This is a genomic window from Streptomyces sp. HUAS CB01 (assembly GCF_030406905.1).
Lineage (GTDB): Bacteria > Actinomycetota > Actinomycetes > Streptomycetales > Streptomycetaceae > Streptomyces > Streptomyces chengbuensis.
The window spans coordinates 5,797,501-5,810,214 of sequence record NZ_CP129137.1 but is presented as its reverse complement, the minus strand read 5'-3'; the positions used below and the strand labels follow the sequence as shown (position 1 = coordinate 5,810,214).

Genomic DNA, 12,714 nt, shown 5'->3' with positions numbered 1-12,714 from the left:
TTACCGGTGCGACAGGCGGGGCACACGCGTGCCCACCGGTTCACCCGTTCGTGTCGCCCTTGCCACACCCGGAAACTGACGCCCGCTCAGCGAGCACGTCGCCCGCGCGGACGTCAGCTCTGGGAGGGAAGCGTGGGCGAACCGGCACTCGCGCCGGGCTCCAGAGCGTCCAGCGCCCTGCGCAGTCCGGTGAGTTTGCGCTCGAGGTGGGCCGCGGTGGCGACGGCCGCGGCGTCCGCGGACTCGTCGTCGAGCTGCTTGGAGAGCGCCTCGGCCTGCTCCTCAACTGCCGCGAGCCGCGCGGACAGTTCGGCGAGGAGGCCGGCCGGCTCCTTGGACTCGCCCGCACCGTGACCGCCGCCCTCCAGCTGCAGCCGGAGCAGGGCCGCCTGCTCGCGCAGCTGGCAGTTCTTCATGTAGAGCTCGACGAAGACGGAGACCTTCGCCCGGAGCACCCAGGGGTCGAACGGCTTGGAGATGTAGTCCACCGCGCCTGCGGCGTACCCGCGGAAGGTGTGGTGCGGGCCGTGGTTGATCGCGGTCAGGAAGATGATCGGGATGTCTCTGGTGCGTTCGCGGCGCTTGATGTGCGCAGCGGTCTCGAATCCGTCCATTCCCGGCATCTGGACGTCCAGCAGAATGACCGCGAAATCGTCCGTCAGCAGCGCTTTGAGCGCTTCCTCCCCTGACGATGCCCGTACCAGCGTCTGATCGAGCGCAGAGAGGATGGCCTCCAGCGCCAGCAGATTCTCCGGCCGGTCATCGACCAGGAGGATCTTGGCCTTCTGCACCATGCCTCGCCCTCCTCGCCCCGGCTTGGGGTCTCCCCAGCTCGATGAGCCGGGGGAAACACCGGGCGCCGCCCCGAGGGACGACTCCCTTGCGCCGCCCGTCCTTGTGCCGGTCATGGTAGCCGCACCCCGCCCGTCGCCACACCCTGTCACCGCGATGTCACTGTGCACATAGCAGAAACGCGCCGGGAGACGGGAAGGTTCCCCGGATCCCGCCTCCTCACACGCCTTCGGGCACAGCCAGTCAGCAATTCATGAAAATCCGTACGGTCCGCAATCAGACTGTGATGTGCGGGCGGGCAACCATCGTCACTTTCCGCGCATCCACTGCTCCATGACCGACAGAAGGTGATCGGGGTCGACCGGCTTGGTGACGTAGTCGGAGGCGCCCGATTCGATCGCCTTCTCCCGGTCGCCCTTCATCGCCTTCGCCGTGAGCGCGATGATCGGCAGTCCGGCGAACTGCGGCATCCTCCGGATCGCCGTCGTCGTGGCGTAGCCGTCCATCTCGGGCATCATGATGTCCATCAGTACGACCGTCACATCGTCGTGCTGCTCCAGGACTTCGATCCCCTCCCGCCCGTTCTCCGCGTACAGCACGGACAGTCCGTGCTGCTCCAGCACACTCGTGAGCGCGAACACGTTGCGGATGTCGTCGTCGACGATCAGCACCTTCTCGCTGTGGAACTCGTAGGTGCGGCGCGGCTCCGGACCCGGCTCCTGCGGGGACTGCCCCGTCCAGGACTCCTGCGGGGAGCCCGACGCGGCCGTGGGCTGCCCCGGCAGCGCGTGCCGCAGGTCCGTGGCCCCCAGCGCCTTGCGGCGGCGCCGGAAGAGCGTCCCGGGCGCGTTGTTCGCCTCCCCCGCCGACGACTCCTGCGGCAGCTCGTCCGCCGACACGTCGTCCATCGCGGGCGCCGGCGTCTCGGAGCCGGGCACGAGCTGCGGGTAGCCCTGCGGCGGCAGCTCGCTGGGGTGCAGCGGCAGGTACAGCGTGAACGTCGAGCCGCGGCCCGGCTCGCTCGCCGCGTGGATCTCCCCGCCGAGCAGGCGCGCGATCTCCCGGCTGATCGACAGCCCCAGGCCCGTGCCGCCGTACTTGCGGCTGGTCGTGCCGTCGGCCTGCTTGAACGCCTCGAAGATCACCCGCATCTTGCTCGCGGCGATCCCGATTCCGGTGTCGGTGACCGAGAAGGCGATCAGATCACCGTCCGCGTCGCGCAGCGAACCCGCCTCCAGCAGCTGCTCGCGGATCGACTGCGGCACATCGGCGTTCGCCGGCCGGATCACCAGTTCCACCGCGCCCGTGTCGGTGAACTTCACCGCGTTCGACAGCAGATTGCGCAGCACCTGCAGCAGCCGCTGCTCGTCCGTGTGGAGCGTCGCGGGCAGCTCCGGTGAGACGCGGACCGAGAAGTCGAGCCCCTTCTCCGCCGTGAGCGGCCTGAACGTCGCCTCCACGTAGTCCACCAGCTGCACCAGGGCGATACGGGTCGGACTGACGTCCATCTTGCCCGCCTCGACCTTCGACAGATCGAGGATGTCGTTGATGAGCTGCAGCAGATCCGAACCCGCCCCGTGGATCGTCTCCGCGAACTCGACCTGCTTCGGGGTGAGGTTGGTGTCCGCGTTGTCCGCCAGCAACTTGGCCAGGATCAGCAGGGAGTTGAGCGGTGTCCGCAGCTCGTGCGACATGTTCGCCAGGAACTCGGACTTGTAGCGCATGGAGACCGCCAGCTGCTCGGCACGCTCCTCCAGCACCTGCCGCGCCTCCTCGATCTCGGTGTTCTTCACCTCGATGTCGCGGTTCTGCTGGGCCAGCAGCTCGGCCTTCTCCTCCAGCTCGGCGTTGGAGGACTGCAGCGCCTTCTGCCGGTTCTCCAGCTCCTCCGAGCGTTCCCGCAGCTGCTCGGTCAGCTCCTGCGACTGCTTGAGCAGCACCTCGGTCTTGGTGTTGACGCTGATGGTGTTGACACTGGTCGCGATCATCTCGGCGATCTGGTTCAGGAAGTCGCGCTGGATCTGGGTGAACGGCTGGAACGACGCCAGCTCGATCACACCGAGCACCTTCCCCTCGAACAGCACCGGCAGCACGATCACATGCGCCGGCGACGCCTCACCGAGCCCCGACGAGATCTTCAGGTACCCCGGCGGGACGTTGACCTGGATCGTCCGCTTCTCCTCGGCCGCCGTGCCGATCAGGGTCTCCCCCGGCCGGAACGACGTGGGCATCAGCCCGGCCGAGTAGCCGTAGCTGGCGCGCATCACCAGCTCGTACGAGCTCTCGCCGCCCGGGCCCAGCTCGTCCCCGCCGCCCGTGGGCATGGCCAGGAAGAACGCGCCGTGCTGCGCCGAGACCACCGGAGTCAGCTCGCTCATGATCAGCGAGGCGACGTCGTTCAGGTCCCGCCGGCCCTGCATCAGACCGGAGATACGGGCCAGGTTGCCCTTCAGCCAGTCCTGCTCCTCGTTGGCGAGGGTGGTGTCGCGCAGGTTGGCGATCATCGTGTTGATGTTGTCCTGCAGGACCTGGATCTCGCCGGCCGCGTCCACGTCGATCTTCAGGTTGAGGTCGCCGCGGGTCACCGCGGTGGCGACGGCGGCGATCGCGCGCACCTGCCGGGTCAGGTTCCCGGCCATCTCGTTCACGGACTCCGTCAGGTCCCGCCAGGTGCCGTCCACGTCCCGGACACGCGCCTGGCCGCCGAGCATGCCGTCCGTACCCACCTCACGGGCCACCCGCGTGACCTCCTCGGCGAACGACGACAGCTGGTCGACCATCGTGTTGATGGTGTCCTTGAGGTCCTGGATCTCGCCGCGGGCGTCGATGTCGATCTTCTTGGTGAGATCGCCCTTGGCGATGGCCGTGGTGACCGTCGCGATCTGGCGCACCTGACCGGTCAGGTTGGACGCCATCGAGTTCACGGACTCGGTGAGGTCCTTCCAGGTGCCCGCGACGCCCGGCACCCGGGCCTGGCCGCCGAGGATGCCCTCCGTACCCACCTCACGGGCCACCCGCGTGACCTCCGCCGCGAACGACGAGAGGGTCGTCACCATCGTGTTCACGGTGTCGGCGAGCTCCGCGACCTCGCCCCGCGCCTCGACCGTCACCTTCTTCGTCAGATCGCCGTTGGCGACCGCGGAGGACACCCGGGAGATGTTCCGCACCTGGCTGGTCAGGTTGTTCGCCATCAGGTTGACGTTGTCGCTGAGGTCCTTCCAGATGCCGGTGACACCGCGCACCCGGGCCTGGCCGCCCAGGATGCCCTCCGTACCCACCTCACGGGCGACCCGCGTGACCTCGTCGGCGAAGTTGGAGAGCTGGTCCACCATCGTGTTGACGGTCGTGACCAGCTCGAGGATCTCGCCCTTGGCGTCGACGGTGATCTTCTTCGACAGATCGCCCTTGGCGACCGCCGTCGTCACCTCGGCGATGTTGCGCACCTGGCTGGTCAGGTTGTTCGCCATGAAGTTGACGGACTGGGTGAGGTCCTTCCAGGTGCCGGAGACTCCCTGCACCTCGGCCTGGCCGCCCAGGATGCCCTCGGTGCCCACCTCGCGGGCCACCCGGGTCACCTGCTCCGCGAAGTTGGAGAGCTGGTCCACCATCGTGTTGAGGGTGTTCTTCAGCTCCAGGATCTCGCCGCGCGCGTCCACGTCGATCTTCTGCGACAGATCACCGCGCGCCACGGCCGTGGCGACCTGGGCGATGTTTCGGACCTGGGCCGTGAGGTTCCCGGCCATGCCGTTCACGGAATCCGTCAGATCACGCCACACACCGGCCACACCGGGTACCTGCGCCTGGCCGCCGAGCCGCCCGTCCGTGCCCACCTCGCGGGCGACCCGGGTCACCTGCTCGGCGAACGCCGACAGCTGGTCGACCATCGTGTTGATGGTGTTCTTCAGCTCCAGGATCTCGCCGCGCGCGTCCACGTCGATCTTCTGCGACAGATCACCGCGCGCCACGGCGGTCGTCACCTGGGCGATCTGACGCACCTGCGAGGTCAGATTGCCGGCCATGAAGTTGACGGAGTCGGTGAGTTCCTTCCAGGTGCCGGACACTCCGTCGACCCGTGCCTGGCCACCGAGCCGGCCCTCCGTACCCACGTCCCGGGCCATGCGCGTCACCTGGTCGGCGAACGAGGACAGCTGCGCCACCATCGTGTTGACGGTGTTCTTCAGCTCCAGCATCTCGCCCGCGACGTCGACCGTGACCTTCTGCGACAGATCACCGTTGGCGACCGCCGTCGTCACCTGCGCGATGTCCCGCACCTGGCCGGTCAGGTTGCGGAACGCCGTGTTCACCGAGTCGGTCAGGTCCTTCCAGGTGCCCGCCGCACCCGGCACCTCGGCCTGACCGCCCAGCCGGCCCTCGACACCGACCTCCCGCGCCACACGGGTCACCTCGGAACCGAACGACTGGAGCTGGTCGACCATCGTGTTGACGGTGTTCTTCAGCTCGAGCATCTCGCCCGCGACGTCGACCGTGACCTTCTGCGACAGATCACCGTTGGCGACCGCCGTCGTCACCTGCGCGATGTCCCGCACCTGGGTCGTGAGGTTGCGGAAGACGGTGTTGACCGAGTCGGTCAGGTCCTTCCAGGTACCCGCCGCACCCGGCACCTGCGCCTGACCCCCGAGCAGGCCCTCGGCACCGACCTCGCTCGCCACACGGGTCACTTCGTCCGCGAACGTCCGAAGGGTCTCGGTCATCTGATTGATGGTCTCGGCCAGCTGGGCGACCTCGCCCCGCGCACTCACCGTGACCTTCTGCGACAGGTCGCCGTTGGCGACGGCGGTGGTGACCTCGGCGATACCCCGCACCTGCGAGGTGAGATTGCCCGCCATCGTGTTGACGGAGTCGGTGAGGTCCTTCCACACACCCGCGACACCCGGCACCATCGCCTGGCCGCCGAGCTCGCCCTCCGTACCCACCTCACGGGCGACCCGGGTCACCTCGGAGGAGAACGAGGACAGCTGGTCCACCATCGTGTTGACGGTGTTCTTCAGCTGGAGCATCTCACCGGCGACATGCACGGTGACCTTGCGCGACAGATCGCCCTTGGCGACCGCCGTCGTGACGAGGGCGATGTCACGCACCTGAGCCGTCAGCCGGTACGCCATCGTGTTCACGGAATCCGTGAGGTCTTTCCACGAACCGGACATACCACGCACTTGGGCCTGTCCGCCGAGCTTGCCCTCGGTACCGACCTCCAGTGCGACCCGCGTCACTTCGTCGGTGAACGCGGACAGCTGGTCCACGAGGTTGTTCACCGTGCGCGCGACCTTCAGGAACTCACCGCGCAGTGGCCGCACCGCACCGTCCGAGCCGTTCTCGGCGTGCGACCGCAGCTCCATGCGCTGCTCCAGATCGCCCTCCGCGACCGCCGACAGCACGCGGCCCACCTCGGACACCGGGCGCGCCAGGTCGTCCACCAGCTCGTTGGACGCCTCGATCGCCGCGGCCCAGGAGCCCTCGCAGGCACCGGGGTCCAGCCGCTCCGTGAGTTTTCCCTCACGGCCGACGACACGCCGGACGCGCGCGAGCTCTCCGGTCAGGTGCAGATTGCGGTCCGCGACCTCGTTGAAGACGGCCGCGATCTCGGCCATGACACCGTCGCCCGAGACCGTCAGCCGCTTGCGGAAGTTCCCGTCCCGCATGGCCGACAGGGCCGCGAGAAGCCGGTTCAGAGCCGCGGTGTCCACCGGGGTCGCTCCCCCGCGTGACTGATTCCTCCGGGACTGTCCGCCTTGTGCGCGCGTGCCGGCGCCACGCGCCGTTGCACCAGACTCCACAGTGTCCCTCCCGCGGGGGTTGACCATATTGCTCAGGCTGTCTGAGGAAGCTTTCCCAGTGTTTCACCACGGCCGAACCAGGCCATAACAGTTCGGCAGCTTCGCATAGCGTCCCCACCCCTAGAAGGCGGAAACGGCGGTGACCGGCATCCGCTCGGACAGCGAAGGTAAGTAACCTGGCATCCGGCTGTCCAACCGCCCCGGTCGCCCGGCGGGGGGCGGCATGGCGCAAGGACTACCAGACCGGGCACCGGGAGGGGCGGACATCGACCATGGCCGAGCCGGGCGTCGAGACGCGTACGAGGAATTCCGAGATCACCGCACGGGCGGCTGCCAGCTTCGAACCGGTCGGGCGGTCGGTGGCCACGGCGCGCGCGTTCGTCCGCGACACCCTCCAGGGCTGGGGGCACTCCGACGTCGTCGACGACGCCGTCGTCCTCACCAGTGAGCTCGTGACCAATGCGGTGATCCACGCCGGCACCGCCGCCGAGGTGCTCTGTCTGCGCACGGGCGAAGGCGTACGGGTCGAGGTCGCCGACCGCTATCCGGAGCGCGAGATCCCCATGCAGGGCGGCAGCAGAGCCGTCCACCCCGACCGGGAGAACGGACGCGGACTACTGCTCTGCGCCGCGCTCGCCTCGCGCTGGGGCGTCGAGTACACGCCGACGCACAAGCACGTCTGGTTCCAACTCGACCTGCCGCAGCGCGCCGTGGGCACCCGCTCCGCCGGCCCCGTCCTCCCCGTCGACCTCCTCCCCGTCGCCGACGAGCGCGTCCGCGTCGCCGTCGTCCAGATCGACCGCAACGGCGCCATCGGCTCCTGGAACGACGACGCCGAACTCCTCTTCGGGTACGCGGCCGACCAGGTGCTCGGCAAGCCCCTCGGCGACCTCGCCGCCTGGCCGCACACGCCCGGCATCGGCACCGGTCTCGCCGAGGCGCTCCAACTCTCCCGCTGGGAGGGGAGCTACGGCGTCCGCGGCACGGACGGCCGCGTCGTCCCCGTCTACGCCTCGCACCTCCGCGTGCGCGGCACCCGGGGCGAGGCCTCGACCGTCTGCCTGCTGGTGCGCGACTACGAGCGCGCCGTGCTCCAGACGCCGACGCGCGCTGCCGCGGCGGACGGCGCCGGCCACGACAACCGCAACGCCGATCCCTTCGAGGTCTTCATCGGCTCCCCGGCCCCCGACGACCTCGACGGCCTGCTCCAGCGCACGGTCGAACGCGCCCGCGACATGCTCGACGGCGACGCGGCGTTCCTGCTGCTGGCCACCGACGACGAGACCGAACTCGAGGTTCGGGCCACCACCGGACTCCCCTCGGCCCGCCAGCGCTTCGCCCGGGTCCCGGTCGAGGCGGGCACGGGACGCTACGGCTCGGCCCGGATGCCGGCCGTCCACGAGGACCTCACCGCGGTCCCCGGAGCCGTCCCCCTCCTCAGCGGCACCGGGATGCGGTCCGTGGTCACCGTCCCGCTCAAGGTCGAGGGCCGGCTCACCGGCTCCCTGGGCGTCGCCGCCGAGTCCTCGGGCCGCTACTCCAACGAGGAGGCGCTGCGCCTGCAGTTCGCCGCCGACCGCATCGCGCTCGCGGTCGAGTCCGCGCGCCTGGGCGAGTTGGAGCGGCTGCGCCGGGGTTCCCTCAGCTTCCTCGTCGAGGCCTCGGACCTGCTGGCGGGCACGCTCGACCGCGACCAGACGCTGGCGCTCATGGCCCAGATGACGGTGCCGACGCTCGCCACCTGGTGCGCCGTGTACACGATCTCCGACCAGTCCTCCGAGCCGTACCTCTCGTACGTCCTCCACGAGGACGAGGAGCGCATCGACGGGCTCAAGGCCCTGCTCGCCAAGATCGAGCCGCCGGACCCGGTCCCGACGCCCGGCGCGCGTGTGTGGACCGCCCCGGCCGAGGCCGCTCACCAGGCCGCCCTGCGCACGTCGATGCGTGAACTCGGCCTCGGCGCCGCCCATGTCTCGTCCGGCATCGGCACGACCCTGGCCACTGCTTCCGCGGTCGGCGGCGAGACCGTGGTCCTCCCTCTCGTCGCCCGGAACCGCGTCATCGGCATGCTGACCCTCGGCAAGCCGTCCGACGACCACTTCCGCCAGGAGATCCTGGAGCTCGCCGAGGACCTGTCCCGCCGGGCCGCCCTCGCCCTGGACAACGCCAGGCTCTACTCCGAGCGCACGGCCATCAGCCAGTCGCTGCAGCGCAGTCTGCTGCCGCCGGGCCTGCCCCAGGTGCCGGGCGTCGAGGTGGAGGTCATCTACCGCGCGGCCGGTGAGGGCAACGAGGTCGGCGGAGATTTCTACGACCTCTTCCCCATCCGCGACGGGGCGTACGGCTTCGCCATCGGCGACGTCTGCGGAACGGGCCCGGAGGCCGCCGCGGTCACCGGCCTGGCCCGGCACGCCCTGCGTCTGCTCGCGCGGGAGGGCTTCGGCGGCCCGGCGGTGCTGGAGCGGCTCAACGCGGCGATCCTCGACGAGGGTGCCCGCAGCCGCTTCCTCACCCTGCTGTACGGCGAGCTGTGGCCCCAGGAGGACGGCTCGGCGTTGCTGAAGGTCGTCTGTGCCGGACACCCGCTGCCGCTGCGACTGCGCCAGGACGGCTCGGTGGAGCCCGCGGCCGAACCCCAGCCGCTGCTGGGCGTGATGGAGGACCTGGAGCTGTACGAGCAGACGGTCACCCTCGACCCGGGTGACGTCCTGCTCTGTGTCACCGACGGTGTCACGGAGCGCCGTGAGGGCACGCGCATGCTCGGGGACGACGGTCTGACCGACGTCCTGACGACGTGTACGGGCCTGACGGCCGGCGCGGTCGCGGCACGTGTTCTGCGCGCGGTCGAGCGTTTCGCGGCCGAGCCCGCCTCGGACGACATGGCGATCCTCGCGATGCGCGTCCCGGAACCGCACGCCAACTGACGGAAACGCGGACACGAAGAAGGCCCCCGCCGTGAGGCGAGGGCCTTCTTCCGTACGGAGCCCCCAAACGGAATCGAACCGTTGACCTTCTCCTTACCATGGAGACGCTCTACCGACTGAGCTATAGAGGCCTGTTGCCTCTGTGCGGTCTCCCGCCCGGCAACGGAATGAAGCATACCCCGAACTGACGTGTGCTCCTAATCCGTCAGACGGCGGCCTCGGACGACTTCCTGAGTCTGCGTCAGCGGTGAGAATTCCCGCTCCCTGGCCGGCTCCGGGTGAGGCGCCGGGGCCGGTTCGGGGCAGCGGTCCCGGTAACGCAAAAAAGCCTCAACCCCCGGGTGAAACCCGGGGGTTGAGGCTAAAAATTGTTCGGCGGTGTCCTACTCTCCCACAGGGTCCCCCCTGCAGTACCATCGGCGCTGAAAGGCTTAGCTTCCGGGTTCGGAATGTAACCGGGCGTTTCCCTAACGCTATGACCACCGAAACACTATGAAGATGTCGAACCGGCCGACCACCACGTGGTCTCGGCATGTTCGTTACTTCAGAACTAACACAGTGGACGCGAGCAACTGAGGACAAGCCCTCGGCCTATTAGTACCGGTCAACTCCACCAGTCACCTGGCTTCCATATCCGGCCTATCAACCCAGTCGTCTACTGGGAGCCTTACCCCATCAAGTGGGTGGGAGTCCTCATCTCGAAGCAGGCTTCCCGCTTAGATGCTTTCAGCGGTTATCCCTCCCGAACGTAGCCAACCAGCCATGCCCTTGGCAGGACAACTGGCACACCAGAGGTTCGTCCGTCCCGGTCCTCTCGTACTAGGGACAGCCCTTCTCAAGACTCCTACGCGCACAGCGGATAGGGACCGAACTGTCTCACGACGTTCTAAACCCAGCTCGCGTACCGCTTTAATGGGCGAACAGCCCAACCCTTGGGACCGACTCCAGCCCCAGGATGCGACGAGCCGACATCGAGGTGCCAAACCATCCCGTCGATATGGACTCTTGGGGAAGATCAGCCTGTTATCCCCGGGGTACCTTTTATCCGTTGAGCGACGGCGCTTCCACAAGCCACCGCCGGATCACTAGTCCCGACTTTCGTCCCTGCTCGACCCGTCGGTCTCACAGTCAAGCTCCCTTGTGCACTTACACTCAACACCTGATTGCCAACCAGGCTGAGGGAACCTTTGGGCGCCTCCGTTACCCTTTAGGAGGCAACCGCCCCAGTTAAACTACCCATCAGACACTGTCCCTGATCCGGATCACGGACCCAGGTTAGACATCCAGCACGACCAGAGTGGTATTTCAACGACGACTCCACCTGAACTGGCGTCCAAGCTTCACAGTCTCCCACCTATCCTACACAAGCCGAACCGAACACCAATATCAAACTGTAGTAAAGGTCCCGGGGTCTTTCCGTCCTGCTGCGCGAAACGAGCATCTTTACTCGTAGTGCAATTTCACCGGGCCTATGGTTGAGACAGTCGAGAAGTCGTTACGCCATTCGTGCAGGTCGGAACTTACCCGACAAGGAATTTCGCTACCTTAGGATGGTTATAGTTACCACCGCCGTTTACTGGCGCTTAAGTTCTCAGCTTCGCCCGGACGAATCCAAGCTAACCGGTCCCCTTAACGTTCCAGCACCGGGCAGGCGTCAGTCCGTATACATCGCCTTACGGCTTCGCACGGACCTGTGTTTTTAGTAAACAGTCGCTTCTCGCTGGTCTCTGCGGCCACCCCCAGCTCAGAGTGCAAGACTCATCACCAGACGTGGCCCCCCTTCTCCCGAAGTTACGGGGGCATTTTGCCGAGTTCCTTAACCATAGTTCACCCGAACGCCTCGGTATTCTCTACCTGACCACCTGAGTCGGTTTAGGGTACGGGCCGCCATGAAACTCGCTAGAGGCTTTTCTCGACAGCATAGGATCATCCACTTCACCACAATCGGCTCGGCATCAGGTCTCACCCTCCATGAGAGACGGATTTGCCTATCTCTCGGGCTACACCCTTACCCCGGGACAACCACCGCCCGGGCTGGACTACCTTCCTGCGTCACCCCATCGCTTACCTACTACCACCTTGGGTCAGCGGCTCCACCACTCCGACCTCGTCCGAAGACTCAGCCGGCGGCTTCACGGCCTTAGCATTAATGGGCTCGATATTGGGCGTTTCAAAGCGGGTACCGGAATATCAACCGGTTGTCCATCGACTACGCCTGTCGGCCTCGCCTTAGGTCCCGACTTACCCTGGGCAGATCAGCTTGACCCAGGAACCCTTAGTCAATCGGCGCACACGTTTCTCACGTGTGTATCGCTACTCATGCCTGCATTCTCACTCGTGAACCGTCCACAACTCGCTTCCGCGGCTGCTTCACCCGGCACACGACGCTCCCCTACCCATCACGATCCCCGTTGGGGGTACATATCGCAATGACACGACTTCGGCGGTACGCTTGAGCCCCGCTACATTGTCGGCGCGGAATCACTTGACCAGTGAGCTATTACGCACTCTTTCAAGGGTGGCTGCTTCTAAGCCAACCTCCTGGTTGTCTCTGCGACTCCACATCCTTTCCCACTTAGCGTACGCTTAGGGGCCTTAGTCGATGCTCTGGGCTGTTTCCCTCTCGACCATGGAGCTTATCCCCCACAGTCTCACTGCCGCGCTCTCACTTACCGGCATTCGGAGTTTGGCTAAGGTCAGTAACCCGGTAGGGCCCATCGCCTATCCAGTGCTCTACCTCCGGCAAGAAACACACGACGCTGCACCTAAATGCATTTCGGGGAGAACCAGCTATCACGGAGTTTGATTGGCCTTTCACCCCTAACCACAGGTCATCCCCCAGGTTTTCAACCCTGGTGGGTTCGGTCCTCCACGAAGTCTTACCTCCGCTTCAACCTGCCCATGGCTAGATCACTCCGCTTCGGGTCTAGAGCGTGCAACTCAAACGCCCTGTTCGGACTCGCTTTCGCTACGGCTTCCCCACACGGGTTAACCTCGCTACACACCGCTAACTCGCAGGCTCATTCTTCAAAAGGCACGCAGTCACGAGACGCGCAAAGCACGTCCGACGCTCCCACGGCTTGTAGGCACACGGTTTCAGGTACTATTTCACTCCGCTCCCGCGGTACTTTTCACCATTCCCTCACGGTACTATCCGCTATCGGTCACCAGGGAATATTTAGGCTTAGCGGGTGGTCCCGCCA

Annotated in this window: 3 protein-coding genes, 1 tRNA gene and 2 rRNA genes (1 of these 6 only partly in view); 1 reads left to right on the top strand and 5 read right to left on the bottom strand. The window is 66.6% G+C overall.

What is annotated here, in order from left to right; all coding sequences use genetic code 11:
- Positions 1 to 113: 113 nt before the first annotated feature.
- Positions 114 to 794, bottom strand: a complete 681-nt coding sequence (locus QRN89_RS25695) for a response regulator (protein ID WP_290351728.1) — start codon at positions 792 to 794, stop codon at positions 114 to 116.
- 306 nt (positions 795 to 1,100) lie between these two features.
- Positions 1,101 to 6,587, bottom strand: a complete 5,487-nt coding sequence (locus QRN89_RS25690; protein WP_290351727.1) for a HAMP domain-containing protein — start codon at positions 6,585 to 6,587, stop codon at positions 1,101 to 1,103.
- 272 nt (positions 6,588 to 6,859) lie between these two features.
- Between QRN89_RS25690 and QRN89_RS25685 the strand changes: the two genes are divergently transcribed.
- Positions 6,860 to 9,511, top strand: a complete 2,652-nt coding sequence (locus QRN89_RS25685) for a SpoIIE family protein phosphatase (RefSeq protein WP_290351726.1) — start codon at positions 6,860 to 6,862, stop codon at positions 9,509 to 9,511.
- A 58-nt stretch (positions 9,512 to 9,569) separates the two neighbouring features.
- Here the strand turns inward: QRN89_RS25685 and QRN89_RS25680 are convergent.
- The 3 genes from QRN89_RS25680 to QRN89_RS25670 all read right to left on the bottom strand — a co-directional run.
- Positions 9,570 to 9,642 (bottom strand) — tRNA-Thr (locus tag QRN89_RS25680).
- Between the two features lie 239 nt (positions 9,643 to 9,881).
- Positions 9,882 to 9,998 (bottom strand): 5S ribosomal RNA (rrf, locus tag QRN89_RS25675).
- Positions 9,999 to 10,085: 87 nt separating this feature from the next.
- Positions 10,086 to 12,714, bottom strand: a 23S ribosomal RNA gene (locus QRN89_RS25670) (it continues 492 nt past the right edge of the window).